Source organism: Pseudomonas sp. MIS38 (assembly GCF_019891575.1).
Taxonomy (GTDB): domain Bacteria; phylum Pseudomonadota; class Gammaproteobacteria; order Pseudomonadales; family Pseudomonadaceae; genus Aquipseudomonas; species Aquipseudomonas putida_A.
Genome location: NZ_JAFLXF010000008.1, coordinates 70,965 through 96,104, shown reverse-complemented (window position 1 = coordinate 96,104; position 25,140 = coordinate 70,965). Strand labels below are relative to the sequence as shown.

29 protein-coding genes are annotated in these 25,140 nt (G+C 60.3%); 16 read left to right on the top strand and 13 right to left on the bottom strand.

Annotated elements, in window-relative coordinates; translation table 11 throughout:
• Window positions 1-18 precede the first annotated feature (18 nt).
• Together J1G18_RS11675 and J1G18_RS11670 are read left to right on the top strand one after the other, a co-directional pair.
• Window positions 19-312 carry a hypothetical protein gene (locus tag J1G18_RS11675; RefSeq protein ID WP_003226812.1) on the top strand — a complete coding sequence of 98 codons (294 nt, stop codon included), beginning with the start codon at window positions 19-21 and terminating at the stop codon, window positions 310-312.
• Between the two features lie 136 nt (window positions 313-448).
• On the top strand, window positions 449-1,420 hold the full coding sequence (locus tag J1G18_RS11670; protein ID WP_027613458.1) for a L,D-transpeptidase family protein: 972 nt from the start codon (window positions 449-451) through the stop codon (window positions 1,418-1,420).
• Window positions 1,421-1,542: 122 nt separating this feature from the next.
• On the opposite strand, the gene oprI is transcribed toward J1G18_RS11670, so the two are convergent.
• Entirely contained in the window at window positions 1,543-1,794 is a 252-nt protein-coding gene (gene oprI, locus J1G18_RS11665) for an outer membrane lipoprotei OprI (protein ID WP_003199355.1), read from the bottom strand.
• Window positions 1,795-2,429: 635 nt separating this feature from the next.
• On the opposite strand from oprI, the gene J1G18_RS11660 reads away from it, so the two are divergent.
• A complete protein-coding gene (locus tag J1G18_RS11660) occupies window positions 2,430-2,711 on the top strand; it encodes a GNAT family N-acetyltransferase (RefSeq protein WP_003226804.1) in 282 nt (93 codons plus the stop codon).
• Window positions 2,712-2,771: 60 nt separating this feature from the next.
• On the opposite strand, the gene J1G18_RS11655 is transcribed toward J1G18_RS11660, so the two are convergent.
• Both J1G18_RS11655 and J1G18_RS11650 read right to left on the bottom strand, forming a co-directional pair.
• Window positions 2,772-3,848, bottom strand: a complete 1,077-nt coding sequence (locus J1G18_RS11655; RefSeq protein WP_027613457.1) for a 3-deoxy-7-phosphoheptulonate synthase — start codon at window positions 3,846-3,848, stop codon at window positions 2,772-2,774.
• 129 nt (window positions 3,849-3,977) lie between these two features.
• On the bottom strand, window positions 3,978-4,421 hold the full coding sequence (locus tag J1G18_RS11650) for a PilZ domain-containing protein (protein ID WP_223007701.1): 444 nt from the start codon (window positions 4,419-4,421) through the stop codon (window positions 3,978-3,980).
• Here J1G18_RS11650 and J1G18_RS11645 point away from each other — a divergent pair.
• From J1G18_RS11645 to cysB, 5 genes are all read left to right on the top strand, one after another.
• Window positions 4,420-4,806 carry a thioredoxin family protein gene (locus J1G18_RS11645; RefSeq protein WP_027613456.1) on the top strand — a complete coding sequence of 129 codons (387 nt, stop codon included), beginning with the start codon at window positions 4,420-4,422 and terminating at the stop codon, window positions 4,804-4,806. The genes J1G18_RS11650 and J1G18_RS11645 overlap by 2 nt on opposite strands.
• Window positions 4,807-5,763 carry a putative 2-dehydropantoate 2-reductase gene (locus tag J1G18_RS11640; RefSeq protein WP_223007699.1) on the top strand — a complete coding sequence of 319 codons (957 nt, stop codon included), beginning with the start codon at window positions 4,807-4,809 and terminating at the stop codon, window positions 5,761-5,763.
• 28 nt (window positions 5,764-5,791) lie between these two features.
• Window positions 5,792-6,697 carry a 5'-nucleotidase gene (locus J1G18_RS11635; protein WP_027613454.1) on the top strand — a complete coding sequence of 302 codons (906 nt, stop codon included), beginning with the start codon at window positions 5,792-5,794 and terminating at the stop codon, window positions 6,695-6,697.
• 98 nt (window positions 6,698-6,795) lie between these two features.
• Entirely contained in the window at window positions 6,796-7,299 is a 504-nt protein-coding gene (locus tag J1G18_RS11630) for a universal stress protein (RefSeq protein WP_027613453.1), read from the top strand.
• 113 nt (window positions 7,300-7,412) lie between these two features.
• Window positions 7,413-8,387, top strand: coding sequence for an HTH-type transcriptional regulator CysB (gene cysB / locus J1G18_RS11625; RefSeq protein WP_007908591.1), 975 nt, complete (start codon window positions 7,413-7,415; stop codon window positions 8,385-8,387).
• A 9-nt stretch (window positions 8,388-8,396) separates the two neighbouring features.
• On the opposite strand, the gene J1G18_RS11620 is transcribed toward cysB, so the two are convergent.
• Together J1G18_RS11620 and J1G18_RS11615 are read right to left on the bottom strand one after the other, a co-directional pair.
• Window positions 8,397-8,879: a GreA/GreB family elongation factor gene (locus J1G18_RS11620; RefSeq protein WP_134787017.1), complete on the bottom strand. Its 483-nt coding sequence runs from the start codon at window positions 8,877-8,879 to the stop codon at window positions 8,397-8,399.
• A gap of 2 nt (window positions 8,880-8,881) precedes the next feature.
• Window positions 8,882-9,292, bottom strand: a complete 411-nt coding sequence (locus tag J1G18_RS11615) for a hypothetical protein (protein ID WP_041069540.1) — start codon at window positions 9,290-9,292, stop codon at window positions 8,882-8,884.
• A 124-nt stretch (window positions 9,293-9,416) separates the two neighbouring features.
• On the opposite strand from J1G18_RS11615, the gene earP reads away from it, so the two are divergent.
• Window positions 9,417-10,559: an elongation factor P maturation arginine rhamnosyltransferase EarP gene (earP, locus tag J1G18_RS11610; protein WP_223007697.1), complete on the top strand. Its 1,143-nt coding sequence runs from the start codon at window positions 9,417-9,419 to the stop codon at window positions 10,557-10,559.
• 48 nt (window positions 10,560-10,607) lie between these two features.
• On the top strand, window positions 10,608-11,177 hold the full coding sequence (locus tag J1G18_RS11605; protein WP_003226785.1) for an elongation factor P: 570 nt from the start codon (window positions 10,608-10,610) through the stop codon (window positions 11,175-11,177).
• Window positions 11,178-11,367: 190 nt separating this feature from the next.
• Here the strand turns inward: J1G18_RS11605 and J1G18_RS11600 are convergent, their stop codons facing one another.
• From J1G18_RS11600 to J1G18_RS11590, 3 genes are all read right to left on the bottom strand, one after another.
• A complete protein-coding gene (locus J1G18_RS11600; protein ID WP_007964807.1) occupies window positions 11,368-11,787 on the bottom strand; it encodes an organic hydroperoxide resistance protein in 420 nt (139 codons plus the stop codon).
• 324 nt (window positions 11,788-12,111) lie between these two features.
• A complete protein-coding gene (locus tag J1G18_RS11595) occupies window positions 12,112-12,570 on the bottom strand; it encodes a MarR family winged helix-turn-helix transcriptional regulator (RefSeq protein WP_135296291.1) in 459 nt (152 codons plus the stop codon).
• Window positions 12,571-12,643: 73 nt separating this feature from the next.
• Entirely contained in the window at window positions 12,644-13,600 is a 957-nt protein-coding gene (locus J1G18_RS11590) for a LysR family transcriptional regulator (RefSeq protein ID WP_096794959.1), read from the bottom strand.
• 110 nt (window positions 13,601-13,710) lie between these two features.
• On the opposite strand from J1G18_RS11590, the gene J1G18_RS11585 reads away from it, so the two are divergent.
• Window positions 13,711-14,460: a sulfite exporter TauE/SafE family protein gene (locus J1G18_RS11585; protein ID WP_171061882.1), complete on the top strand. Its 750-nt coding sequence runs from the start codon at window positions 13,711-13,713 to the stop codon at window positions 14,458-14,460.
• Here J1G18_RS11585 and J1G18_RS11580 read toward each other — a convergent pair.
• Window positions 14,450-15,304, bottom strand: a complete 855-nt coding sequence (locus J1G18_RS11580; protein WP_223007757.1) for a LysR substrate-binding domain-containing protein — start codon at window positions 15,302-15,304, stop codon at window positions 14,450-14,452. The genes J1G18_RS11585 and J1G18_RS11580 overlap by 11 nt on opposite strands.
• Window positions 15,305-15,400: 96 nt before the next feature.
• On the opposite strand from J1G18_RS11580, the gene J1G18_RS11575 reads away from it, so the two are divergent.
• The gene (locus J1G18_RS11575) at window positions 15,401-15,622 is read left to right on the top strand and encodes a DUF1127 domain-containing protein (protein ID WP_097088306.1); all 222 of its coding nucleotides are present in this window, start codon (window positions 15,401-15,403) and stop codon (window positions 15,620-15,622) included.
• A gap of 64 nt (window positions 15,623-15,686) precedes the next feature.
• The gene (locus J1G18_RS11570; protein ID WP_223007695.1) at window positions 15,687-16,913 is read left to right on the top strand and encodes a winged helix-turn-helix domain-containing protein; all 1,227 of its coding nucleotides are present in this window, start codon (window positions 15,687-15,689) and stop codon (window positions 16,911-16,913) included.
• A gap of 117 nt (window positions 16,914-17,030) precedes the next feature.
• Here J1G18_RS11570 and J1G18_RS11565 read toward each other — a convergent pair whose 3' ends face one another.
• Window positions 17,031-18,377 (bottom strand): class II 3-deoxy-7-phosphoheptulonate synthase, encoded by a 1,347-nt coding sequence (locus J1G18_RS11565; RefSeq protein WP_139054951.1) that lies wholly within the window; start codon window positions 18,375-18,377, stop codon window positions 17,031-17,033.
• A gap of 153 nt (window positions 18,378-18,530) precedes the next feature.
• On the opposite strand from J1G18_RS11565, the gene J1G18_RS11560 reads away from it, so the two are divergent.
• Window positions 18,531-19,286: a spermidine synthase gene (locus J1G18_RS11560; protein ID WP_027613441.1), complete on the top strand. Its 756-nt coding sequence runs from the start codon at window positions 18,531-18,533 to the stop codon at window positions 19,284-19,286.
• Between the two features lie 109 nt (window positions 19,287-19,395).
• Here the strand turns inward: J1G18_RS11560 and J1G18_RS11555 are convergent, their stop codons facing one another.
• On the bottom strand, window positions 19,396-20,187 hold the full coding sequence (locus J1G18_RS11555; protein ID WP_210558371.1) for a crotonase/enoyl-CoA hydratase family protein: 792 nt from the start codon (window positions 20,185-20,187) through the stop codon (window positions 19,396-19,398).
• Window positions 20,188-20,608: 421 nt separating this feature from the next.
• Between J1G18_RS11555 and J1G18_RS11550 the strand changes: the two genes are divergently transcribed.
• Window positions 20,609-22,282: a DEAD/DEAH box helicase gene (locus J1G18_RS11550; RefSeq protein WP_027613439.1), complete on the top strand. Its 1,674-nt coding sequence runs from the start codon at window positions 20,609-20,611 to the stop codon at window positions 22,280-22,282.
• Window positions 22,283-22,399: 117 nt separating this feature from the next.
• On the opposite strand, the gene J1G18_RS11545 is transcribed toward J1G18_RS11550, so the two are convergent.
• Entirely contained in the window at window positions 22,400-23,167 is a 768-nt protein-coding gene (locus tag J1G18_RS11545; RefSeq protein ID WP_223007694.1) for a DODA-type extradiol aromatic ring-opening family dioxygenase, read from the bottom strand.
• A gap of 104 nt (window positions 23,168-23,271) precedes the next feature.
• On the opposite strand from J1G18_RS11545, the gene J1G18_RS11540 reads away from it, so the two are divergent.
• The gene (locus J1G18_RS11540) at window positions 23,272-23,928 is read left to right on the top strand and encodes a thiopurine S-methyltransferase (RefSeq protein ID WP_223007691.1); all 657 of its coding nucleotides are present in this window, start codon (window positions 23,272-23,274) and stop codon (window positions 23,926-23,928) included.
• Between the two features lie 200 nt (window positions 23,929-24,128).
• Here J1G18_RS11540 and htpX read toward each other — a convergent pair whose 3' ends face one another.
• Window positions 24,129-25,016: a protease HtpX gene (gene htpX, locus J1G18_RS11535; protein WP_007964827.1), complete on the bottom strand. Its 888-nt coding sequence runs from the start codon at window positions 25,014-25,016 to the stop codon at window positions 24,129-24,131.
• Between the last annotated feature and the right edge of the window lie 124 nt (window positions 25,017-25,140).

The following is a 25,140-nucleotide window of genomic DNA, read 5'->3' as shown; positions in this document are numbered from 1 at the left end:
CCTTATTTGGAGCCCCCGATGCCGCGTCCTGCCTGGTCCCTGTTTGCCTACCAACTGATCGAGCCTGACGAACAGCTGGATCTGTTCGCCTGCCAGGAAGTGCGGGTGCATCTGGTGACCCGTCAGCTCGAACTCGGTGGCTCGGCAGACCGCACGTTGTGTGGCAGTCTGCTGCCGGCACAACCGCGTTGGTCGAGTGTGGATCGTCGGGTGTTTCAGGATCAGCGTCTGTGTTCGTTGTGCCGGGCGATTCTCGAGTCGCAGAAGCGCGGCACCTCGCCGATCTGGCCTGAGTTGCGTTTCGAACTCTAGGATCAACAGATCGCAGCCTGCGACAGCTCCTACATGAAGACTTCTGGCTGCCCATCGGCGCATCTCCCCGAATTCCCGAGGTGCGGTGTACAATCGCGCTCTTATACCCTTGTTGATCATGCGAAGGATTTTCCGGATGTTGCCGCGCTTTCCTGCCGTCACCCGCTGCCTGTCACTTGCCGCCCTGTGTGTGGCCGGTCCCGTTGCTGCATTGGAGTTTCCCCTGCCACCACCCGGTGAGGACATCATCGGCCAGGTGCAGGTGATCAAGGCCAAATACGAAGACACCTTCGCTGACCTGGGCACCAAGTACGACCTGGGTTATTCGGAAATGGTCGCGGCCAACCCGGGCGTCGATGCCTGGCTGCCGGGCGCCGGTACTGAAATCGTCCTGCCGACCCGGTTCATTCTGCCGCCGGGTCCACGCGAAGGCATCGTGATCAACCTCGCCGAGTACCGCCTCTACTACTACCCGAAAGGCCGGAACGTGGTGTACACCTTCCCGCTGGGGATCGGGCGTGAAGGTTGGGGCTCGCCAATCGCCCACACCTCGATCACTGCCAAGACGCCGAACCCGACCTGGACCCCTCCGGCGTCGATCAAGGCCGAGCACGCCGCCGACGGTGATCCGCTGCCGAACGTGGTACCGGCCGGTCCGGACAACCCGCTGGGGCCGTTCAAGTTCACCTTGGGTACCCCGGGCTACCTGATCCACGGTTCGAACAAGAAGTTCGGCATCGGCATGCGCACCAGCCACGGCTGCTTCCGCATGTTCAACAACAACGTGCTGGAAATGGCGGCCATGGTGCCGGTCGGCACTTCGGTGCGCATTCTCAACGATGCGTACAAGTTCGGCAGCAGTGGCGGCAAGGTCTATCTGGAAGCGCACACACCCATCGATGACAAGGGCAACCCGTCGGTGGTCGACAAGCACACTGCAGTGATCAATGCGATGCTCAAGCGCGAAGATGTCACCAACAACCTGCGCGTGAACTGGGATGTCGTGCGTGATGTGGTAGCGGCCGAAGATGGCCTGCCAACTGAAATCGGCACACCGAATACCTCGGCGCCGATGGTCTCGAACACCCCGATCGACCTGCAGCAGTAAGTCGATCAAAACCCGCAGGCGCGTGCAGCGTCGGCGGGTTTTTTATTGCCCGGGGGAAAGTGCCGGCAATAAAAAAGCCGACCCAAAAAATGGGTCGGCTTGATAACAATCCCGAGGGATTATTACTTGCGGCTAGCTTTGTCCAGCATGCGCAGAGCACGCTCGTTAGCTTCGTCAGCAGTCTGTTGTGCTTTTTGAGCAGCAGCCAGAGCTTCATCAGCTTTACGGTAAGCTTCGTCTGCACGAGCTTGGGAGCGAGCAGCTGCGTCTTCAGTAGCGGTCAGACGTGCTTCGGTTTCTTTCGATGCGCTGCTGCAACCGGTAGCCAGAACTGCGGCCAGAGCCAGAGCAGAGAATTTCAGAACGTTGTTCATCGTGTTCCCCTTCAAGGACTTTCAATTAAGTGGCTTTCTCCTCCGATTGAGGAAATAGCCGGCGTACATACTACCCATTACTTGTAGTAAGTAAACTGACCTAACGCAAGAAGCAAAAAAAATTGTAGGCGTTGATTCTTTTTCGAGCAACTTTTAACCGGGCTGTATAAAAAATATCCAGCTGCAGGCCCCGGCCTGAGCGTGTTAATGAGAAAAAGTTCCCGTTGTCCGGTGCTGTTTCTGCGTCTTGCACCAAGTCTGCCTAGATGAATTCGTCTACACTTTTGTTCCGATTTTGCATGACGCCTCACATATCTTTGTCGCTCTTGAGGTGACTTTAAAGAAGAGGCTGCGTCTTAAGTCTCGACATTCGGCAATGTTCCGGTGAGCGCTTCGGGAAGATCTTCCCTGCGCCTGCCGCTGCGTCCATCGGAGTCACCCGGTCAACGAGCACGATGACGAGCGCACCTTGAGCATTTTCGCCAATGGTGCCTACTATTTATCACGTGCTCGGTTGCGCGAGATCGGTGTGGTTTTTCTCGGTGTCCATCAGGCACGGGGTGGCGTAGATGTTCCTTCGCCGGAAAAACATCGGTAAGGTAGGGGTCAGAATTCAAGACCCGCGAGGAGTAGTGATGAGCGAGGCGTTGTCCATCCACCATGACCAGGCTGGTCATCAGTTCGAGACCAATGTGGACGGTCATCGTGCCTACCTGACCTATATGGATCTGGGGAAACAGACCCTGGATATCTATCGCACCTTCGTGCCCAACGCCTTGCGCGGCCGTGGCATTGCCGCCGCGCTGACCGAGAGCGCGCTGCAGTACGCCGAAGAAATGGGCTACACGGTGATCCCGTCGTGCTCCTACGTCGAGCGCTACATGGAACGTCATCAGCGCCGCGCCGCGAAGATCTGAATCGCACACACGAAAACGCCGGGCAATGCCCGGCGTTTTTTTATGCCCGTGAAACGCTGATCAGCTGCGCTGACGTTTCGGCAGAACATCCTTGAGCTTGGCGTGCATGCCGCGCAGGGTGTTCTCGGTGGCGGACCAGTCGATGCAGGCATCGGTGATCGACACGCCATATTGCAGGTCGGCGAGGTCTTTCGGGATGGCCTGGCAGCCCCAGTTCAGATGACTCTCGACCATCAGGCCGATGATCGACTGGTTGCCTTCGAGGATCTGGTTGGCGACGTTCTCCATCACCAGCGGTTGCAGGGCCGGGTCCTTGTTGGAGTTGGCGTGGCTGCAATCGACCATGATGTTCGGTTTGATCTTCGCCTTGTTCAGCGCCTGCTCGCACAGGGCGACGCTGACCGAATCGTAGTTCGGCTTGCCGTTGCCGCCACGCAGCACCACGTGACCGTAGGCGTTGCCCTTGGTGGTGACGATCGACACGCCACCTTCCTGGTTGATCCCCAGGAAACGGTGCGGGCTGGACACCGACTGCAGGGCGTTGATCGCCACGGTCAGGCCGCCGTCAGTGCCGTTCTTGAAGCCGACAGCCGAAGACAGGCCGGAAGCCATTTCACGGTGGGTCTGGGATTCGGTAGTGCGTGCGCCGATGGCCGACCAGCTGATCAGGTCCTGCAGGTACTGCGGGGAGATCGGGTCGAGGGCTTCGGTGGCGGTCGGCAGGCCTTTCTCGGCCAGGTCCAGCAGCAACTGGCGACCGATGTGCAGACCGTCCTGAATCTTGAACGAGTCATCCAGGTACGGATCGTTGATCAGGCCTTTCCAGCCAACGGTGGTTCGTGGCTTCTCGAAATACACGCGCATGACCAGATACAGGGTGTCGGAGACTTCCTCCGCCAGCACCTTGAGGCGATCGGCGTATTCGTGGGCAGCCTTGATATCGTGGATCGAGCACGGGCCGATCACTACGAACAGACGGTGGTCGGTGCCATCAAGAATGTTGCGAATGACTTCGCGGCCCTTGGTGACGGTGCGCAGCGCAGCATCGCTCAGAGGGATATCACGCTTGAGCTGATCGGGAGTGATCAGGGTCTCGTTAGAGGCGACGTTTAGGTCGTTGATCGGTAAATCAGCCATCGTTTACTCGTCAGGTCACGGGTGCCGGCCGCCAGCGATCCCCGCGCGGCGGAGCACAGCAGATTTAAGCGCGTCGGGGAGCCGAACCTTAGCGCGTCAGACGCGGCTCGACAATGGGCAAACGCCGCTTTAATCCAGCACTGGCTGGGCAAAAGCCTTGCGCACGCTGTCGTGGGAGAACTCGTCGGCGTGTTGTTCGACCCATTGCAGGGCCAGCGCCTGAACATCCTGCAGATCGTCGTGGGCCTCGTTCATGCGGCAATAACGTTCGATCTGGCACACCTGTTCGCCCATCCGGGCACTGAACAGCGTCTGCTCATCGGTGAACGCGATCCCCACCAGATAGCCCTTTTTGCGCCGCAGACACCATGCGACATAGCCCGGATAACAGATCTCGGCGTTGAGTGTCGGCATGCGCACTTGCAGCGCCGTGCCGTGGCGCCACGCGCGGTGATAATTGCAAGCGATCCCGCCGAGGCTGATAGTGTGCAGCTGTTGCCTGGAAATACACTCGGGCTTGAGCAAGGTTAATTCAACCGGCACTTCGTCCGGATGAGGAATGAAACGTCCCATGAGCACAGACTCCCTGTGTCGGCCATTTGACATTGTTTCCCCCAGTATAGTGGTCGAATCCGAGCTGACCGATTTCGACGCCGACCAGCGGTTGCTGGCGATGAGCGGCGTTTCGCTGGTGATTTTCACCAGCGTCGGCTGTTCCAGCTGCCGCTATGCCAGAGAGGTGTTGCCCGGGTTCGAGCTGGCGGTGGATCGCCTGTGCTGGATCGATGCCGGCAACAACGGCGGGTTGGTGGAGCGCTATCAGGTCTTTCATTTGCCGGCGCTGTTTGTGGTGCGCGACGGCGAGTTCTTTGGGGCATTGCACACGCGTCTGACCGCCGTTGCGCTGAACGCGGCAGTGGCGCAGGCGCTGGGTCGAATTGCAGAGGAGTTGCCATAGATGGTGGGAGCAGACAGCAAACCGGTGATCGGGATTATCGGCACTGGGGCCATTGGCGGGTTTTACGGTGTGATGCTGGCGCGGGCCGGTTTCGATGTGCACTTTTTACTGCGCAGTGAATTCTCGGCGGTGGCCGAACGTGGTTTGCAGGTGGACAGTGCCGTGCATGGCACCCTGACGCTGAACCCGGTGCAGGCGTATGCGAAGGCCGAGGACATGCCGGCCTGCGACTGGTTGCTGGTCGGCGCCAAGACCACCAGCAGCGCGGGTCTGGCCCCGGCGATCATTGCTGCGGCCAGGCCCGGCGCGAAAGTGCTGGTGCTGCAGAACGGTCTGGACGTCGAAGACAGCTTGCGCGAGTTGCTGCCCGATTCCCTGCATATGCTCGGTGGTCTGTGCCTGATCTGCGTGCATCGCGAAGGGCCGGGACACATCACCCATCAGGCCTTGGGTGCGGTGAATGTCGGCTATCACAGTGGCCCGGCGGCGGATGAAGCGGCGCGCATGGCGCTGGTCGAGGAGGGTGCCGGTCTGTTCCGCGCCGCTGGCATCGATTCGCAGGCGATGCCCAATCTGCAACAGGCGCGCTGGCAGAAACTGGTGTGGAATATTCCCTACAACGGTCTCTCGGTGTTGCTCGGCGCCGGCACCACGCCGCTGATGGCCGACGCGGACAGTCGCGCGCTGATCCAGGCGTTGATGGCCGAAGTGGTGCAGGGCGCCAGGGCCTGCGGTCACGACGTTCCGCCCGGTTACGCCGATTACCTGTTCATGATGACCGAGAAAATGCCCGACTATTGGCCGAGCATGTACCACGATTTCCTGCATAAACGGCCGCTGGAGCTGGAAGCGATTTACGCCCGGCCATTGGCCGCAGCCAAAGCGGCAGGCTGTGAGTTGCCACGGATCGAAGCGCTGTATCGCACATTGAGTTTTATCGACCGACGCAACACTTGAGTCGGTTTTCGGGGGAGTGGGGGAAGGCATGGCCAAGAACATCGATGACAAACTGGTGCTGGCGATTTCGTCTCGCGCCTTGTTCGACCTGAGCGAGAGTCATAAGGTCTATCTGGCGAGCGGCGTCGAAGCCTATCGGCAATACCAGATTGAACACGAAGACGAAATTCTCGCGCCCGGCGATGCGTTCCCGCTGGTGGAAAAACTCCTGAGCCTCAACAGTCGCCTCGACCGCGCCCGGGTCGAGGTGATTCTGGTTTCGCGCAACAGTGCCGACACCGGCCTGCGCGCGTTCAACTCGATTGATCATTATGGGCTGGACATCTCGCGAGCGGCCTTCGTCGGCGGGCGCAGTCCGTATCCCTATCTCAAAGCGTTTGGCTGTGACTTGTTTCTGTCCACCCACGCCGAGGATGTGCGCGCCGCGCTGGACGCCGGGTTTGCCGCGGCGACGATTCTCTCCGGCGGCGCCAGTCGCGCGGCCAGTGATGAGTTGCGCATCGCCTTCGACGGCGACGCGGTGTTGTTCTCCGACGAATCCGAGCGCGTTTATCAGGCCGGCGGGCTGCTGGCGTTTCAGGCCAAGGAACGCGAGTCGGCGCGCGAGCCCTTGCGCGGTGGGCCTTTCAAGGGCTTTCTGGCGGCACTCAATGCGCTGCAACGCGAGTTCCCCGAAGACGACTGCCCGATCCGCACGGCGCTGGTTACTGCGCGTTCGGCACCGGCCCATGAGCGGGTGATCCGCACCTTGCGCGAGTGGGACATCCGCCTCGACGAGTCGCTGTTTCTCGGCGGGCTGACCAAATCGGCGTTTCTCGAAGCCTTCGCTGCCGATGTGTTCTTCGACGATCAGACCGGCCACTGCGAGGCGGCCCGCGAAGTGGTCGCCACCGGACACGTACCGCATGGCATCAGTAACGAACCGTCGATCTAAAGCCCCAGTGCTTCAAGACGTTGCGTCGCACGTCGTACTCGCCAAGGCACTGCTAAGCTGAATCAAATCTCCGCCATGTTGGCACGCGAGGAGGTCATATGATTCGTTCGATGCTGTATGCCACTGACCTCGGTCTGTACGCACCTTTAGTGATGCAGCATGCCCTGGCGCTGGCGCGGACATTCAATGCCGACTTGTATGTGGTGCATGCAGTGGAACCCATGGGGCTGTTTGCCGAGTCGGTGTTGCAGAGTTATCTCGACGAACAGGCATTGAACGAATTTCACAGTCAGGGTCTGAAAACTGTCATCGCCAATATCGAGCAACGGGTGCTGGACAGTTTTCGCGAAGAGCTGGGCGACGAGGGCGAGCAGGATCTGCAGCGGATTTGCGCGGTTCGGGTAGTGCAGGGCGATCCGGCGCAGGTGATTCTCGACCAGGTGCAGAAACTCTCGGTGGATTTGCTGATCGTAGGCACTCACAGCCACGGCGTAGGGGCGGAAACGCCTTTGGGGCGCACGGCGACCCGGGTCCTGCAATTGGCCAAGGTACCGGTTTATCTGGTGCCATTGGTGGAGCGCCGGCGCCGGGGGGATCGCTGAAGCGGGAATAATGGCCTTTTGATAAAAAAGTTCTAGATTTATTCATCAAACCATTAATATAGTTATATACCGTCGCTGATGCCCGTGGCGTCTACCTGCTTTGAGGGATACATATGAAGCTTCAACAATTGCGCTACATCTGGGAAGTGGCGCACCACGACCTCAACGTTTCCGCTACCGCCCAAAGCCTTTACACCTCGCAACCGGGTATCAGTAAACAGATTCGCCTGCTGGAAGACGAACTTGGCGTTGAAGTGTTTGCCCGCAGCGGCAAGCACCTGACCCGCGTCACCCCGGCCGGCGAGCGCATCATCACCACCGCGGGCGAAATCCTGCGCAAGGTCGAAAGCATCAAGCAGATTGCCCAGGAATTCTCCAACGAGAAAAAAGGCACCCTGTCGATCGCCACCACCCACACCCAGGCGCGTTATGCATTGCCGCCGGTGATCAGCAATTTCATCAAACAATACCCGGACGTGGCGCTGCACATGCACCAGGGTTCGCCAATGCAGATCGCCGAGATGGCCGCTGACGGCACCGTCGATTTCGCCATCGCCACCGAAGCGCTGGAGCTGTTCGGTGATCTGGTGATGATGCCGTGCTATCGCTGGAACCGCTGCGTGGTCGTGCCCCAGGGCCACCCGCTGACCAAGCTGCCGAAGCTGACCCTCGAAGCGCTGGCCGAATACCCGATCGTGACTTACGTGTTCGGTTTCACCGGCCGTTCGAAACTCGACGAAGCCTTCAGTCATCGTGGCCTGACGCCGAAAGTGGTGTTCACCGCGGCCGACGCCGACGTGATCAAAACCTACGTGCGTCTGGGCCTGGGCGTGGGCATCGTCGCCAAGATGGCGGTCGACACCAAGCTCGATAACGACCTGGTGGTGCTGGATGCCAGCGAACTGTTCGAGTCGAGCATCACCAAGATCGGTTTCCGTCGCGGTACTTTCCTGCGTGGTTTCATGTGCGACTTCATCGAGAAGTTCGCCCCGCACCTGACCCGCGAAGTAATGGCCAAAGCCATCCAGTGCCACAACAAGCAGGAACTGGAAGAGCTGTTCGACGGCGTCGAACTGCCGGTCCACTAAGACCCTGCCTCAAAGCACCTCGGTGACAGCAAACTGTTGCCGGGTGCCCGCTACCAGAATCACCACCTCATCACCTTCGAACTTGCCCAGCAGGCTTTTGCCCAGCGGCGAGCGCGGGGTGATGACGGTAATCGGCTGACCCACCACATCGACTTTCAGGCCCGCCGCATCCGGGGCCAGAAACAGCCATTGCTCGCGCCCTTTTTCGTCTTCCAGGCCGAGCAGGGCGCCGATCTCGATGCCGCGATTTTCGTCATAGGCGCGCAGTGTCAGGTTCTGGCACAGCGCCAGTGACTGGCGGATTTCCTCGACCCGTTTCGCCTGACCCGCCGCCAGATAGGAAGCCTCAAGCCCGAGCGTGTCGTATTTGTTCTCGGCGATGTTTTCTTCGTGGGTCGCGGTTTCGTAAGCGGTCTGCGCGGCGCGTTCGGCGATGTCGAGGTCGACGCGCAGTTTGTCGAGGATCAGTTGGTGGACGGTGTGTTTGTTCATGATCAATCGCAGAATTGCAAAACGTTGGCGCGGCTCTTTTCGCTCGGCGCGGTCTGGTCCTGTTGCAGCCAGAACTGGCATTTCGGATTTGACTGGTTGCGACTGCTGCCGCGAGCCTGATCCAGGCGCGCCTGCTGCTCGTTCTTGCGCAGGTTTTCTTCGTACTGTTCGAACAGCGGACTCTGTGGCGGAATGTCCGGTTGTACCTGAACGGCCGCTGGCGGCTTGGCCAGTTGCTGCACCGCCTGAGCAACCGGTGCCAGTTGCTCGGTCAACACAAAACGCGAAATCAGCCAGCAAGTCAGGGCAATGGCGAGAAAACCCAGCCACATGCCCAAGGCAATGCTGCCGGTCAGTTGCAGCGCGCTAAGCTGAACGGGCAACGGGCGACGCGGATTGGGACGATAGGGCATGGCTGCCTCCTGGCGGATGATTGCGGGCAAGTGGCGATTGTCGCACGAAGATTAATCGCCGTCGGCTCTTCTGCGCGAGGTCATTTATGCGGACAATCAGCGCTTTTGCCAACGGGAGTCTTGCATGCCGATACCGAAAACCCGCTGGGATATTTTTTGCACCGTGGTCGACAACTATGGCGACATCGGCGTGACCTGGCGTCTGGCCCGGCAACTGGTAGCCGAGCATGGGCTGGCGGTGCGCCTGTGGGTCGATGACCTGCGCGCCTTTGAACGTATCTGCCCCGAGATCGACATCCACCTGGCGCAGCAATCGCAGCAGGGCGTCGAGGTGCGGCATTGGCCGAGCGACTGGCCGCAGACGGAGGCGGCGGACGTGGTGATCGCCGCATTTGCCTGTCAGCTGCCATCGGCGTACATGGACGCCATGGCCGAGCGGCAACAGCCACCGCTGTGGATGAACCTCGATTACCTCAGCGCCGAAGACTGGGTCACCGGTTGTCACGGTTTGCCGTCGGTGAAGTACAAGTCGGTACAGAAATTCTTTTTCTTTCCCGGATTTCAACCGGGGACGGGCGGCTTGCTGCGTGAAAACGGTCTGCTTGAGCGGCGTCGGCGATTTCAGCAGGACGCGGCTGCGCAGCGACAATTCCTGCACGGCCTGGGCGTAGATCGCGCAGCTGACGCACAGCTGATCTCGTTGTTTGCCTACGAAAATGCCGGGCTGGCCAGTTGGCTGGATGCGTTGGCGGCCGATAGCACGCCGACCCATCTGCTGGTGCCGGAAGGGCGGATCCTCGGTGACGTTGCGCGCTGGCTCGGGGTCGATGCGTTGGCTGTCGGCGATCTGGACGTGCGTCAGGCGCTGACGGTGCAGGTGCTGCCGTTCGTCCGTCAGGATCAATACGATCAGTTGCTGTGGTGCTGCGACTTCAACGCGGTGCGCGGTGAAGACTCGTTCGTCCGTGCACAGTGGGCCGGGCGACCGATGCTCTGGCATATCTATCAGCAGGACGAAGACATCCACCTCGACAAGCTCGATGCCTTTCTCGCGCTCTATACCAAAGGGCTTTCACCGGCCGCTGCCGAGGCGATGAGCGGTCTGTGGCGGGCCTGGAGTGCCGGGAAACCGATCGGCGAGCACTGGCTCCAGGTCCGTAAACACTGGCCAGAACTGCAGGAAAACGCCGAGGCGTGGTGTCTGGAACAAGGCTTGCAGGCGGATCTTGCCACGGCGCTGGTACAGTTTTACCTAAATTGGATATGATACGCGGCCTAGATTTTTGTAAATCCCATCCAAATTCGGATATTCGCAATGAAAACTGGTAAAGAACTCAAACCCGGTACCGTGATCCGTATCGACAACGATCCTTGGCTGGTTCAGAAAGCTGAATTCACCAAGTCGGGCCGTAACAGCGCGATCATGAAGACCAAGCTGAAGAACCTGCTGACCGGTTACAAGACCGAAACCGTTTACGGTGCGGACGACAAGCTGGACGACGTGATCCTCGACCGCAAAGAAGCGACCCTGTCCTTCATCAGCGGCGACACCTACACGTTCATGGACACCACTGACTACACCATGTACGAACTGAACGCCGAAGACATCGAAAGCGTTCTGCCTTTCGTTGAAGAAGGCATGACCGACGTTTGCGAAGCCGTGTTCTTCGAAGAGCGTCTGGTTTCCGTAGAACTGCCGACCACCATCGTGCGTCAGGTTGACTACACCGAAGGTTCCGCTCGCGGTGACACTTCCGGCAAGGTGATGAAGCCTGCCAAACTGAAGAACGGTACCGAGCTGTCGGTTGCTGACTTCATTGAAATCGGCGACATGATCGAGATCGATACCCGCGAAGGCGGTTCCTACAAAGGCCGTGCCAAATAAGCACTGCTTTTTACGGAAAGAAAAAGCCCGACCATTGAGTCGGGCTTTTTTGTGCCTGCGATTCCACGTCTACCCCCGAACCCTGTGGGAGCGAGCTTGCTCGCGAATAGGCCCGGTCAGACAATCTGTGTGTTGAATGACACAAAGCATTCGCGAGCAAGCCCGCTCCCACAGTGGATTGGTGTTGTTCTCAAACGGTGGTGTGCAGGCGTACGTCAACGTTGCCACGGGTGGCGTTGGAGTACGGGCAGACCTGATGCGCCGCTTCAACCAGGCTCTGTGCATCCGCCTGTTCCAGGCCCGGCAGGCTGATGTGCAGGTCGATGTCCAGACCGAAACCACCAGGAATCTGACCGATACCGACATGAGCAGTGATCGAGGCATCGTCGGGGATTTTGCGTTTGGTCTGGCTGGCGACGAATTTCAGTGCGCCGATGAAGCAGGCCGAGTAACCGGCAGCGAACAGTTGCTCAGGGTTGGTCGCTGCGCCGCCGGCACCGCCGAGTTCTTTCGGGGTAGCGAGTTTGACGTCGAGGATGTTGTCGCTGGAGATCGCACGACCGTCACGGCCGCCAGTGGAGGTTGCGATTGCAGTGTAGAGAGTTTGCATGGTGTGGGCCTCGTTGGGTGTCTGTTTTTGCGCTAATTGTTTGCGCGCTAAGTAAGTGCGAGGTGAATGTAGCTCGCTAATGTTTAGTGCGCAAGATAATTTTTTGAGAAAGCTGAATCTCGGTCCTTTAAAGGCACTGTCGATCAGCTTGAAAGTGAAGATTTAGAGCGGATGGTGGGGGCGCGGGCTGAAGAATATTTTTCCTGATGAACCGATCCTTTGTAGGATTGAGCCTGCTCGCGATAGCGGTGGAGCAGGCAATAAGGGGGCCGACTGAACCACCGCTATCGCGAGCAGGCTCACTCCTACAAGAGGGCAGCGCTGTTATCCGGTCAGGCTTTCTTGCAGATGGCTGCGCAGGGCTTGCAGCTCAGATTGAAGATTCTGCAGGCGTTCGAGGGTGAAACCACTGGCGCCCAAGATGCATTGCGGAACGCTTTTGGCCTGCTCACGAAGAGCCCGTCCCTGCGCGGTCAGTTCGACGATCACCACCCGTTCGTCTTCACGGCTGCGGGTTCTGCTGAGCAGACCTTCACCTTCTAGCCGTTTGAGCAACGGTGTCAGCGAGCCTGGATCGGTCAGCAACCGCGTGCTGATTTCGCCCACGGTCAAACCATCCTTTTCCCACAGAACCATCATCGCCAGATACTGCGGGTAGGTCAGGCCCAGCGCTTGCAGCAGCGGCTTGTAGACCTTGGTCATCATCAGTGAAGTGGAATGCAGGGCGAAGCACGCCTGATTGTCGAGCAGCAGGTCGTCGCAGGTGTCGCGTTCGGTGGTCATGGCAAAGCCTTGTTCGGTGATGGGCTTGAATCTAGCGCCCGAATGTTTAATGCGCCAGATAATTATCCAGGATCTAGTGTCGGCCCAGCTCGCGTTGCAGCGCCAGATCCCACGGTGGCACCGGGCTGAAGCGGGTCTTGAGGTATTCCAAAAGCAGACGGCTGCGCGAGTGGGTCTGCTGTTCCATGCGCAATGCATAAATGCCAGTACTCTCCGGTTGTGGCAGACCGTTCTCGCAGAACAGCGGCAGTAGTTCGCCACGCAGCAGGTACTCACTGGCCAGCCAGGTCGGCAAATGCGCGATGCCCAGCCCGGCCAGAGCACCGCACACCAGCGCTTCGGCATTGTTGGCGCTCATGCGGATGCGCGCGGGGCGATGCAGTTGCATTTGCCCGTCCAGTTCGAAGCGCCAGGCGAAGGGCGGGGCGAGACCTTCCCAATCCAGCCCGTCATGTTCACTCAACTGCGCGGGATGGCGCGGTGCGCCACGGCGTTTGAGGTAGTCGGGGCTGGCGCAGGCAATGCGCACCATGCTCGCCAGCGGCGTGGCGACCAGCCGCGTATCGGCCATTTGCCCGGCACGCAGCACCAGATCGACTTTGCCCAGGTTCGAGCCGTGCATATCGATGAAGCTGTCGATCAGGTGCAACTGCACGTCGAGGCCCGGGTACAGCACCAGAAAGTCAGCGATGACCGGCGCGAGATGGCGGCGACCAAAAGCGGCCGGGGCATCGATACGGATCAAGCCTTCCGGCGCACTGCTCAACGACACCGCTTCGGCGCGGGCCAGTTGCAGCTCGCTGACAATGCGTCGCGCCCGCTCGGCAAACGCCAGACCCGCCGGGGTTGCCCGCACGGCGTGGGTGCTGCGGATGAACAACTGGCTGCCGACCGCGCTTTCCAGGCTGTCGATGCGCCGCGCGACGGCGGAAGGCGTCAGCGGATGACGACGGGAAGCCGCAGAAAAACTGCCACTTTCCAGCACATCGAGAAACAGCCCGAGCTGTTCGGTCAACTGATTGGGATTCATGAGTGTTTCGGTGCTTGTGCGAAATTGGCATAGCCATTGTGCGTTGCTGTGCGTTTCCCCGCCAGCCTCGACTGCGTAGGATGAATCGCCTGACGGATGAGGACATCGCTGTGATCGAGTTTTTGTTGTACCTGCTGTTTGGCGCCGCCCTTGGCACATTGGGCGGGATCTTCGGCATCGGCGGTGGTTTGATCGCCATCCCGCTGCTGGGCGTATGGTTTGGCCTCGATCAGCAGATCGCCCAAGGCACGGCGCTGGTGATGGTGGTGCCCAACGTGATGCTGGCGCTGTGGCGCTATCATCAGCGCAATCGCATCGAGCTGCGTCATGCGCTGCCGCTGGCGACCATGGGTTTTTGCTTTGCGTGGATCGGTTCGATCTGGGCGGTGGGCATCGATGCGCAAACCATGCGCATCGGTTTTGTCGCTTTCCTTGTGGTGCTCTCGGCGTACAACCTGCTGAAGATGTTCGGCAAGAAAACCGCCGTGACCTCCGAGATGCGTTACTCATGGCCATGGCTGGGTGTTTTGGGCGCAGCGTCCGGGACCATGGGCGGTTTGTTCGGTGTCGGCGGGGCCGTGGTGGCGACGCCCGTGCTGACCAGTTTGTTCGGCACCAGCCAAGTGGTTGCCCAGGGCCTGTCGCTGGCGTTGGCATTGCCGAGCACCGGCGTGACCTTGGTGACGTACGCGGTGCATCACGAAGTGGACTGGATGATCGGCCTGCCGCTGGCCATCGGCGGTCTGGCCAGCATCAGTTGGGGGGTGAAAGTCGCCCACGCCATGCCGGAACGGCTCTTGCGCGGGCTGTTTTGCGGTTTTCTGGTGCTGTGCGCGGTGATGCTCGCGTTTAAAGTTTGAAGCCTTCGACGATGTGCTCGGCCAGGCATTCGGTGATCGGCGACGGATTGTTCAGGTTGCGGATCAGCATGATGCTGGCCTCGGGCAACAGCGGCAGATCTTCGGCGGCGCCAAGAATGCGCATGTCCGGGGTGATCAGGCTTTCCAGTTGCGCGGTGATCGCCAGACCCGCGCTCACCACCGCCATCAACGCCGACAGGCTGGTGCTGTTGTAGGCGATGCGGTAGTCGCGGCCCATCGCGTCCAGCGCATTGCACGCCCACAAACGGCAGAAACAATCACTGTTGAACATGGCCAGCGGCAACGGCGTCTGCTCGTGGGCGCTGAAATTCTGCGCCTCGGCCCAGACGAAACGCTCCTTGCGCAGCAACTGACCGATCTCGTTGCCCGGCTCGCGGGTGACAATCGACAAGTCCAGATCGGTGCGCTGCAACAGCTGTTTGCTGGATTCGCAGTGCACTTCGATCTGGATCAGCGGGTAGAACTGAGCGAACCGCGAGAGGATCCCCGGCAGAAACCGCATCACGTAATCGTCCGGCGTACCGATGCGCACGGTGCCGACCATGTGCGGCTCGCGCAGCGTGTTGAACACTTCGCTGTGCAGTTTCAGGATGCGCCGCGCATAGCCCAGCAACACCTGGCCCTCGGCGGTCAGGCGCACCTGGCGGCCGTCGCGCTCGAACAAACGACGTTGCAGCACATCTTCTTCGAGGCGCTTCATCTGCATGCTCACCGCCGATTGCGTGCGGTTGACCATTTCGCCGGCGCGGGTAAACCCGCCCTGATCGGCAATCGCAACGAAAGTGCGCAGGACATCGGTATCGATACTGGGGTAGGCCGACAATTGATGAATCTCCGTGATGAATGCCATCAGAAACATTCGTTGGATTGATCTTAGCGCCAGCGCGAGACTTGAGCCATCCACAAGGAGGGCAACACGATGAAAGGTCAAAGAGAGTATGTAGACGACGCAAAATTTTCCGGCCACGGCCATATCGTTTCCGACCTGCTGCACAAGTTTAGCCGCTGGTACGAACTGCACCGTGAGCGTGAGTTGCTTGCCAGCCTGAGCGACGAAGCGCTGAAGGACATCGGGGTCAGCCGTGCCGACGTCGAACACGAGGCCATTCGGCCGTTCTGGGACGATCCGATGCATAAATGATCAGGGCCTTACTACACAAACCACTTTCAGGTGAGGTAGGTTGCGAGCAGACAAGGAGATGCTCATGCCCGCGACTCTGGCCTTTTCTCTCAAACAGGCGCGACGACTGGCGCTGGCTGCCCAAGGGTTCAACGGGCGCCAGCCGCCGACCGTCAAGGCGCCGCAACTCAACCGGCTGATCGAACGGCTGGGGCTGTTGCAGATCGACTCCGTCAACGCCGTGGTGCGCTCGCACTACCTGCCGCTGTTTTCCCGTCTGGGTTCCTATTCTTCCGATCTGCTCGACCAGGCTGCCTGGGGTTCGGGCCGTCGGCGCACGCTGTTCGAATACTGGGGCCACGAAGCGTCGTTGCTGCCGCTGGCGATGTATCCGTTGATGGGGTGGCGGATGCAGCGGGCCAGAACTGGCAGAGACATCTATCAGCAACTGGCGAAGTTTGGTCTTGAGCAGCAGGACGTCGTGCGCCGGGTTTTAAGCGCGGTTGAGGCGCGCGGTGCATTGGGCGCCGGCAGTCTGTCGACCCGCGAGGACAAGGCCGGGCAATGGTGGGACTGGAGCGCGGAAAAGCATGCGCTGGAATGGTTGTTCGCCGCCGGTGAAGTGACCGTCGCCGGCCGCCGCGGTTTTGAGCGTTTGTATGATTTGCCGGAGCGGGTGATCCCGACGTCGATTCTGCAGCAGCCGTTGCCGGATGAAGCCGAAGCACAACGTGGTTTGCTGCTGCACGCGGCCCAGGCACAGGGCGTCGGCACGGAAAAGGATCTGCGCGATTATTTCCGCTTGAACCCTGGCGATGCGCGCCCGCGTCTGGCGGAGCTGGTCGAGGACGGGCAGTTGCAGACCTGCGAAGTCGCTGGCTGGCGACAGATCGCCTACTGCCTGCCGCAGCCGAAAGTCCCGCGAAAAGTCGTCGCCAGTGCGCTGTTGTCACCGTTCGATTCGCTGATCTGGGAGCGCAGTCGCACCGAGCGCTTGTTTGACTTCCGCTATCGGCTGGAGATTTATACGCCGCAGGACAAGCGGGTCTACGGCTACTACGTGTTGCCGTTTCTGCACAATGAGCGGATTGCCGCGCGGGTCGATCTGCGCGCCGAGCGGGCGTCGGGACGATTGGCGGTGCATGCAGTGCACGAGGAAGAGCCGGGGCTGGACGAAGAGGGGATGCTGGCGCTGGCGTTGAATTTGCGGCAGATGGCCGATTGGCTGGGGCTTGCGCGAGTGCAGCTTAATTGTCAGCGTGAGAGTGCGGGGCGGTTGCGGGTGGCATTGGCGCAGATCGGCTGTGACTGAGCGGGCCTCTTCGCGAGCAAGCCCGCTCCCACATGGGTTTTGTGTACGACACAGATCCAGTGTGGGAGCGGGCTTGCTCGCGAAGGCGGCCTGCCCGACGCTAAAAATCTGACTGATTCAGCGGCGAACCTGTTTCAGGGTTTCAGCAATCAAAAACGCCAGTTCCAGCGACTGATCGGCATTCATCCGCGGGTCACAGTGGGTGTGATAACGATCCGACAACCCGTCTTCAGTGATCGGCCGCGCACCACCGATGCACTCGGTGACATTCTGCCCGGTCATCTCGATATGAATCCCGCCGGCATAAGTGCCTTCGGCTTCGTGCACCTGGAAAAACTGCTTCACCTCACCCAGGATCTGCGCGAAGTCGCGGGTCTTGTAGCCGCTGCTGGCCTTGATGGTGTTGCCATGCATCGGGTCGGAGCTCCACAGCACCTGTTTGCCCTCACGCTGCACCGCACGGATCAGCGCCGGCAGGTGATCGCCGACCTTGTTCGCACCCATCCGCGCAATCAGGTTCAGGCGTCCCGGATCGTTGTCCGGGTTGAGCACGTCGATCAGGCGAATCAGATCATCCGGGTTCATGCTCGGGCCGACTTTCACCCCGATCGGGTTGTTCACCCCGCGCAGGAATTCGACGTGAGCGCCGTCGAGCTGACGAGTGCGGTCGCCGATCCACAGCATGTGCGCCGAGCAATCGTAGTAATCGTTGGTCAGGCTGTCGCGACGCACGAAGGCTTCTTCGTAGTTCAGTAGCAGCGCTTCGTGGGCAGTGAAGAAACTGGTTTCGCGCAGTTGCGGCGAACTGTCCATGCCGCAGGCGCGCATGAACGCCAGGGTTTCATCGATGCGATCGGCGAGGTGGCTGTATTTTTCGGCCAGTGCCGAGTTGGCGATGAAGTCCAGGTTCCACTTGTGCACCTGATGCAGGTCGGCGAAACCGCCCTGGGCGAAGGCGCGCAACAGGTTCAGGGTGGCGGTGGACTGGTGGTACGACTGCAACAGGCGCTCCGGATCCGGCACGCGGTTTTTTTCATCGAAACCGATGCCGTTGACGATGTCGCCCCGGTAGGCGGGCAGGGTCACGCCGTCGATGGTTTCATCGTTGGCCGAGCGCGGTTTGGCGAACTGGCCGGCCATGCGCCCGACCTTGACCACCGGGCAACCGGCGGCGAAGGTCATGACGATCGCCATTTGCAGCAATACTTTGAACGTGTCGCGAATCTTCGCCGCCGAGAACTCGGCAAAGCTTTCCGCGCAATCGCCGCCCTGCAGCAGGAACGCCCGACCCTGAGTCACTTCGGCAAACTGACGGCGCAGCTCGCGCGCTTCGCCGGCAAACACCAGCGGCGGATAACTGGCCAGGGTCTGCTCGACCTGGCGCAGATGCGCCGCGTCAGGGTATTGGGGTTGTTGCTGGATCGGCAGGGCGCGCCAGCTGTCAGGGCTCCACGGTTGGCTCATCACGGTCTCTAATTGGTTCTACGCACGGGAAGCCCATGGTAGCAGCAATTAGTGCGTGACCTGCTCCCGCCCCATCACCGACAATCGCCGCTTTGCCACGGCGCCGCAGCGGTGCCATCGCGTCACCGCGCCCGGTGACCATCAGGAGACGAAATGACTGAGGAGCGCGTCGAGCTGTTGCTCGCCGAGGTACAGGATGAGTTCGGCGTGATTCGCGTGCTGGAAGTGGCCGATTACCGCTTTCTGGAATTTGGCGATGCCATCGAACAGAGCTGCGTGTTCACCGCCGATCCGAGCTGGCTCGAATATGACTACACCCGGGCGATGCTGATTGGCGCGTTGTGCCATGAGCAACCGGAGAGCGCGCTGTTTCTCGGCCTCGGTGCCGGCACGCTGACCCAGGCCTGCCTCAAGTTCCTGCCGCTGGAAGACGTCGAAGCCATCGAACTGCGCCCGGACGTGCCGCGTCTGGCGATCGAGTACCTGGGGCTGGATGACGATCCGCGCTTGTACATTCGGGTCGGCGATGCGCTGGAGTTGCTGCCGACGGCCGAGCCTGCGGATCTGATCTTTGTCGATCTGTACACCGATGTCGGCCCGGGTGTCGGGCACCTGGCCTGGAGTTTTCTCGGCGACTGTCAGAAGCGTCTGAACCCGGGCGGCTGGCTGGTGATCAACCAGTGGGCCACCGATGACGGCAAACCGTTGGGCGCGGCGTTGTTGCGCGGGCTCTATCACCGGCATTACTGGGAGCTGCCGGTGAAGGAGGGCAATGTGATTCTGATTGTGCCGGCGGATCTCGATCAGGAGCTGGACATGCAGGCGCTGACCGCCCGCGCCGAAGTGCTGGCGCCACGGCTGGGTTATTCGCTGCAGTCGTTGATCAAGGCGATTCGCCCGGCGACTTGAGTGGTCAGTGATGGCCCCTTCGCGAGCAAGCCCGCTCCCACACTTGAAATGCATTCCAAATGTGGGAGCGAGCTTGCTCGCGAAGAGGGCCTGAAGAACACCCTTTTTCTCAGATCCCTTTGAAGATGCCCGGGCGCCGCTCAACCAGCGACCTCACCCCCTCCTTGGCATCCTCACTCCCCAGCAACTTCTTCACCAGCGCCGGCAATCCCTGCGCCGCCGCCGTCTCGCCTTCATACCGCGCCTGGCGCGCCGACATCAGCGTTGCCTGCACCCCCAACGGTGCCTGCCGGGCAATCCGTTCGGCCAGTTCGATCGCCCGCGGCAACAGATCCTCACTGGCCATCACTTCCTGCACCAAACCCAGACGCAACGCATCGTGGGCATCAAACTCATCGCCGGTCAGCAACCAGCGCATCGCGTTGCCCCAACCGGCCACCTGGTGAAAGCGCAATGTCGCGCCCCCAAACGGAAAAATCCCCCGCTGCACTTCCATTTGCGCGAAGCGGGTATTGCTCGCGCACAGGTTGATATCCGCGGCCAGCATCAACTCGATACCGATGGTCAGGCAGTAGCCCTGCGCGGCGACAATGACCGGTTTGCTGACCCGTGGACCAACGAAAACACCCCATGGGTCGCAACCACCGGTCGGAACCTGCCAGCCTTCGGCGAGGGCGGCGCTGGCGTTGAGCAGATCCAGACCGGCGGTAAAGTGTTCGCCATGCCCGAACACCACCGCCACCCGCGCCTCGCTGTCGGCCTCGAACTCGCCGTAGGCCAGGCTCAAGTCATTGAGCAGATCGAGGTCGAAGGCGTTGCGTTTGGCGGCCCGGTCGAGGCCGATCAAGTGGATATGACCACGACGTTCACGGCTGACGCGGCCGGGGCAGGGCTGATTCATGGAGAAATCCTCGGGCGGGAAGGGCGGGTGCAGCGACGGTATGCCGCACATCGATGAATCGTTTAAGCGTCATCACCCGCAGGGCCGGGCCTTTGCAAAATAGACCTTTGCACGATTATCCGCAAAACCCCGTTACACAGCGGTGACACACCGATTCAGGCGATAAAAAAAGCTCCCTTTTTGGGCAAATTCCGGTATAGTGCGCGCCGGCCTTTAACCGGGCCGCGTTTAGGTAGCGCAATTCCCCGAAGTCAGCTTCGGCTGCATGTCCGCACTGCGGGCTCTTCCTTGACGATTCTTTTTCATTCATACGTTTTCGCAAATCCCCGCCGACAAAGCTGCCAGGGCGACTCTTGAGTCTCAACACGGCATGTGCAGCTTTGGAGCATGGGTCTTTGCGGATGCACTTAGAGGCAGACCCATGACCCAGGAAATCGGCGGCTTCGCCGCTCTTGAACTTCATCCCAATATTGTCGCTGCAGTAGTCGCTACCGGCTATGAAGAGCCTTCGGCCATTCAGCAGCAGTCGATCCCGATCATCCTCGCCGGTCACGATATGATTGGTCAGGCGCAAACCGGTACCGGTAAAACCGCTGCCTTTGCCCTGCCTATCCTGCACCGCATTGATCCGTCCAAGCGCGAGCCGCAAGCTCTGATCCTGGCCCCAACTCGTGAGTTGGCGCTACAAGTTGCAACCGCTTTCGAAACTTACGCCAAGCAAATGCCGGGCGTAACTGTTGTGGCTGTCTACGGCGGCGCGCCGATGGGCCCACAATTGAAAGCAATCCGTAATGGCGCACAGATCGTTGTCGCCACTCCGGGCCGTCTGTGCGACCACCTGCGTCGCGACGAAAAAGTCCTCGCTACCGTGAACCACCTGGTTCTGGACGAAGCAGACGAAATGCTCAAACTCGGTTTCATGGACGACCTGGAAGTGATCTTCAAGGCCATGCCGGAAACCCGTCAGACCGTATTGTTCTCGGCAACCCTGCCGCAGTCGATCCGTGCCATCGCCGAGCGCCACCTGCGCGATCCGAAGCACGTGAAGATCCAGAGCAAGACCCAGACCGTTACCGCGATCGAACAGGCTCACCTGTTGGTTCACGCTGACCAGAAGACCTCCGCCGTTCTCAGCTTGCTGGAAGTGGAAGACTTCGACGCGCTGATCATGTTCGTGCGCACCAAGCAAGCGACCCTGGATCTGGCCAGTGCCCTCGACGCCAAAGGCTACAAGGCCGCTGCGCTGAACGGTGACATCGCCCAGAACCAGCGTGAACGCGTCATCGACTCGCTGAAAGATGGCCGTCTGGACATCGTTGTCGCGACCGACGTGGCTGCCCGTGGTCTGGACGTTCCGCGCATCACCCACGTGTTCAACGTGGACATGCCGTACGACCCGGAATCCTACGTGCACCGTATCGGCCGTACCGGCCGTGCCGGTCGCGAAGGTCGCGCACTGCTGCTGGTGACTCCACGTGAGCGCCGCATGCTGCAAGTGATCGAGCGTGTCACCGGTCAGAAGGTTGCCGAAGTTCGCCTGCCGGACGCTCAGGCTGTTCTCGATGCACGCATCAAGAAACTGACCAACAGCCTGTCGCCGCTGGTCGCTGATGCCGAGTCGACTCACGGCGAACTGCTGGATCGCCTGACCGCTGACATCGGTTGCACCCCGCGTGCCCTGGCTGCAGCTCTGCTGCGCAAGGCGACCAACGGTCAAGCGCTGAACCTGGCCGCGATCGAGAAGGAACGTCCACTGGTGCCGAACAACGCACCGCGTGGCGACCGTCCTGAGCGTTCCGGTGATCGTCCTGAGCGTGGTGACCGCGAGCGTCGCGCGCCAATGCCTCTGGGCGAAGGTCGTGCCCGTTGCCGTACCGCGCTGGGTGCGCGTGACGGTATCGCCGCCAAGAACCTGCTGGGCGCCATCCTCAACGAAGGTGGTCTGGCCCGCGAAGCGATCGGTCGCATCCAGGTGCGTGACAGCTTCAGCCTCGTCGAGCTGCCGGAAGATGGTCTGGACAAACTCCTGACCAAGCTGAAGGACACTCGCGTCGCTGGCAAGCAGCTGAAACTGCGTCGCTACCGCGAAGATTGATCCGCTCTCGGGCTGATTGATCGAACATGAAAAATCCCCGACTGGTTCGGGGATTTTTTTTGCCTGCTTTTTGCCTCGCTCCACAACCCTGTGGGAGCTGGCTTGCCAGCGATGACGTCAGCCGAAGCGATAGATATCCATACCCAGTGCACCCATCGTGAAGCCTTTATGCGCTACGCGGAACTCACCTCCCGCACCACGGGCAAAATACAGCGGCAGCAAATGCTCATCACTCGGATGGCTGCGCACCGCATTGGGCGCCTGCTGACGATAATCATGCAGTGCCGCCTCGTCGTCGGCCGCCAGCTTGTCGATCATCCAGTCACGGAAGTCCCGTGCCCACGGCTCGACGCTTTCCGGGCCGGCGTGCCAGTCCAGTTCGCGCAGGTTGTGGGTGATGCTGCCGGAGCCGATCAGCAGAATGCCCTGCTCGCGCAGACTCGCCAGCGCTTGTCCGACACGGGTTTGCAACACCGGGCCGCCGCGACTCGGCAGCGACACCTGCACCACCGGAATATCCGCCTGCGGGTACATCAGCGACAGCGGCACCCACACGCCGTGATCGAACGGGCGTTGCGGGTCGAGGCGTGCTGGCAGATGCGCGGCGTCAAGCAATTCAGCCACTTCGGTTGCCAGTTGCGGATCGCCCGGTGCCGGGTACTGCACTTCGAAAAGGGCACGCGGGAAGCCGCCGAAGTCATGCCAGGTTTCCGGACGAGGATTGCTGCTGACCAGCAGTTCCTGGCTTTCCCAGTGGGCAGAGACGATCACGATGGCTTTAGGCCGCGGCAGTTCGGCCGCCAGACGCGCCAGCGCCGGGCCACTGGCACCGGGTTCCAGGGCCAGCATCGGTGAGCCGTGGGAGATAAACAGGCTGGGAAACATGGAAAGGTTCCTGAGCGGTAAGATGGCCTCATCTTCAGTCAGATCATTGATCTAAATCTAATATAAGTTTTAACGCCTTTTGATCGAATTTTTTGGGGTGATGCATGCAGCCTGAGTTTTGGCACAAGAAGTGGGAATCCAATCAGATCGGCTTTCATTTGCCTGAGGTGAACCCGTATCTGCAGCGGCACTGGGCGCAACTGGCGATCCCGGCCCAGACCCGGGTGCTGGTGCCGCTGTGCGGGAAAAGCCTGGATCTGCTGTGGCTGGCCGGGCGCGGGCATCAGGTGCTCGGAGTCGAGCTGTCGCTGAAGGCCGTCGAGGATTTTTTCAGTGAGCATCAGATAACGCCGCAGGTCAGTGCCAAGGGGCCGTTCAAGGTCTATCGCGCCGATTCCATCGAGTTGTGGTGCGGTGATTTCTTTGCGCTGACAGCCGACGATGTAGCGGATTGCGCGGCGTTGTACGACCGGGCAGCGCTGATTGCCTTGCCGGCTCCGATGCGTGAGCGCTATGCGGCGCATTTGCAGCAGATCCTGCCGCAAAGTGTGCAAGGGTTGTTGATCACCCTGGATTACGATCAAGCGCAGATGCCAGGGCCACCGTTTGCGGTGAGCGATGATGAAGTGCAGCGCTTGCTGGGCGAAGTCTGGCAGGTGCAGGTGCTTGAGGAGCAGGATGTGCTGGCGGAGAGTGTCAGGTTCCTGCAGGCGGGGGTAACGCGGTTGGAGGAGCGGGTGTATCGGGTTTCTGGCCGATAGTTTTGTATTGGCATTAACGGCCTCTTCGCGAGCAAGCCCGCTCCCACAGGGAGCGTCGGTGTTATAGCAATCTCGAATACACCAGAAAACACTGTGGGAGGGGGCTTGCTCCCGAAGAGGCCAGAACAGGCAACCCATAATCCCGCGCACAAAAAAAGGCCCGCATCGCTGCGGGCCTTTTCGTTACTGCGCCAAACCGATCAACCGCGACGACGCAGCGCGTCGATACGCTCTTCCAGCGGCGGGTGGCTCATGAACATGCGGGCAAAGCCCTGTTTGATGCCGCCGTTGATGCCGAAGGCGTTCAGGGTGTCCGGCATGTGCACCGGCAGGCCCTGTTCGGCGCGCAGGCGTTGCAATGCACCGATCATCGCATTGGTACCGGCCAGACGTGCGCCGGCTTCATCGGCACGGAATTCGCGTTTGCGCGAGAACCACATGACGATGGCGCTGGCGAGAATGCCCAGAACCAGCTCGGCGAAGATCGTCGCCACGTAGTAGGCGATACCCTGGCCTTCTTCGTTCTTGAAAATCACCTTGTCGACGAAGTTGCCGATGATCCGCGCGAAGAACATCACAAAGGTGTTCACCACGCCCTGGATCAGCGCCAGGGTGACCATGTCACCGTTGGCCACGTGACCGATTTCGTGGGCCAGAACGGCTTTCACTTCATCTGGCGAAAAACGTTCGAGCAGGCCCTGACTGACCGCGACCAGCGCGTCGTTCTTGTTCCAGCCGGTGGCGAAGGCGTTTGCTTCGTAGGCCGGGAAAATACCGACTTCGGGCATCTTGATCCCGGCTTCGCGGGACAGTTGCTCGACGGTTTGCAGCAGCCATTGCTCATGCCGGGTACGTGGCTGGCTGATGATCTGGGTGCTGGTGCTCATCTTCGCCATCCACTTGGAGATGAACAGCGAGAACAGTGAACCGGCGAAACCAAAGACCGCACAGAAAACCAGCAGCTGACTGAGGTTGAGATCAACCCCGTTGGCCGCCATGAACCCGTTGAAGCCGAACAGGCTCAGGGTGATGCTGGCTATCAGCACGACCGCCAGGTTAGTGGCCAAAAACAGCAGGATGCGCATCATGGTTGTAGAAATCTCCTCAAGCTAAAGATGTAGCGTACTGCGGGGTATATAAGGTGCGGCACCGGGTGATTCAACCGAGTGACTATTTCAAACTGTGTCCTACAGCGGATTCCCGAGTCGGCAG

What these genes read in the sequence shown, in the direction of transcription:
- J1G18_RS11630 (WP_027613453.1), top strand. Translation starts at nt 6,796, where the DNA reads ATGATTCGTTCGATGCTGTATGCCACTGACCTCGGTCTGTACGCACCT.
- J1G18_RS11640 (WP_223007699.1), top strand. Translation starts at nt 4,807, where the DNA reads ATGGTGGGAGCAGACAGCAAACCGGTGATCGGGATTATCGGCACTGGG.
- J1G18_RS11570 (WP_223007695.1), top strand. Translation starts at nt 15,687, where the DNA reads ATGCCCGCGACTCTGGCCTTTTCTCTCAAACAGGCGCGACGACTGGCG.
- J1G18_RS11675 (WP_003226812.1), top strand. Translation starts at nt 19, where the DNA reads ATGCCGCGTCCTGCCTGGTCCCTGTTTGCCTACCAACTGATCGAGCCT.
- J1G18_RS11660 (WP_003226804.1), top strand. Translation starts at nt 2,430, where the DNA reads ATGAGCGAGGCGTTGTCCATCCACCATGACCAGGCTGGTCATCAGTTC.
- J1G18_RS11555 (WP_210558371.1), bottom strand. Translation starts at nt 20,187, where the DNA reads ATGAATCAGCCCTGCCCCGGCCGCGTCAGCCGTGAACGTCGTGGTCAT.
- cysB (WP_007908591.1), top strand. Translation starts at nt 7,413, where the DNA reads ATGAAGCTTCAACAATTGCGCTACATCTGGGAAGTGGCGCACCACGAC.
- J1G18_RS11605 (WP_003226785.1), top strand. Translation starts at nt 10,608, where the DNA reads ATGAAAACTGGTAAAGAACTCAAACCCGGTACCGTGATCCGTATCGAC.
- J1G18_RS11650 (WP_223007701.1), bottom strand. Translation starts at nt 4,421, where the DNA reads ATGGGACGTTTCATTCCTCATCCGGACGAAGTGCCGGTTGAATTAACC.
- J1G18_RS11560 (WP_027613441.1), top strand. Translation starts at nt 18,531, where the DNA reads ATGACTGAGGAGCGCGTCGAGCTGTTGCTCGCCGAGGTACAGGATGAG.
- J1G18_RS11655 (WP_027613457.1), bottom strand. Translation starts at nt 3,848, where the DNA reads ATGGCTGATTTACCGATCAACGACCTAAACGTCGCCTCTAACGAGACC.
- J1G18_RS11620 (WP_134787017.1), bottom strand. Translation starts at nt 8,879, where the DNA reads ATGAACAAACACACCGTCCACCAACTGATCCTCGACAAACTGCGCGTC.
- J1G18_RS11595 (WP_135296291.1), bottom strand. Translation starts at nt 12,570, where the DNA reads ATGACCACCGAACGCGACACCTGCGACGACCTGCTGCTCGACAATCAG.
- J1G18_RS11615 (WP_041069540.1), bottom strand. Translation starts at nt 9,292, where the DNA reads ATGCCCTATCGTCCCAATCCGCGTCGCCCGTTGCCCGTTCAGCTTAGC.
- J1G18_RS11670 (WP_027613458.1), top strand. Translation starts at nt 449, where the DNA reads ATGTTGCCGCGCTTTCCTGCCGTCACCCGCTGCCTGTCACTTGCCGCC.
- htpX (WP_007964827.1), bottom strand. Translation starts at nt 25,016, where the DNA reads ATGATGCGCATCCTGCTGTTTTTGGCCACTAACCTGGCGGTCGTGCTG.
- J1G18_RS11645 (WP_027613456.1), top strand. Translation starts at nt 4,420, where the DNA reads ATGAGCACAGACTCCCTGTGTCGGCCATTTGACATTGTTTCCCCCAGT.
- oprI (WP_003199355.1), bottom strand. Translation starts at nt 1,794, where the DNA reads ATGAACAACGTTCTGAAATTCTCTGCTCTGGCTCTGGCCGCAGTTCTG.
- J1G18_RS11550 (WP_027613439.1), top strand. Translation starts at nt 20,609, where the DNA reads ATGACCCAGGAAATCGGCGGCTTCGCCGCTCTTGAACTTCATCCCAAT.
- J1G18_RS11590 (WP_096794959.1), bottom strand. Translation starts at nt 13,600, where the DNA reads ATGAATCCCAATCAGTTGACCGAACAGCTCGGGCTGTTTCTCGATGTG.
- J1G18_RS11545 (WP_223007694.1), bottom strand. Translation starts at nt 23,167, where the DNA reads ATGTTTCCCAGCCTGTTTATCTCCCACGGCTCACCGATGCTGGCCCTG.
- J1G18_RS11600 (WP_007964807.1), bottom strand. Translation starts at nt 11,787, where the DNA reads ATGCAAACTCTCTACACTGCAATCGCAACCTCCACTGGCGGCCGTGAC.
- J1G18_RS11635 (WP_027613454.1), top strand. Translation starts at nt 5,792, where the DNA reads ATGGCCAAGAACATCGATGACAAACTGGTGCTGGCGATTTCGTCTCGC.
- J1G18_RS11565 (WP_139054951.1), bottom strand. Translation starts at nt 18,377, where the DNA reads ATGAGCCAACCGTGGAGCCCTGACAGCTGGCGCGCCCTGCCGATCCAG.
- earP (WP_223007697.1), top strand. Translation starts at nt 9,417, where the DNA reads ATGCCGATACCGAAAACCCGCTGGGATATTTTTTGCACCGTGGTCGAC.
- J1G18_RS11575 (WP_097088306.1), top strand. Translation starts at nt 15,401, where the DNA reads ATGAAAGGTCAAAGAGAGTATGTAGACGACGCAAAATTTTCCGGCCAC.
- J1G18_RS11540 (WP_223007691.1), top strand. Translation starts at nt 23,272, where the DNA reads ATGCAGCCTGAGTTTTGGCACAAGAAGTGGGAATCCAATCAGATCGGC.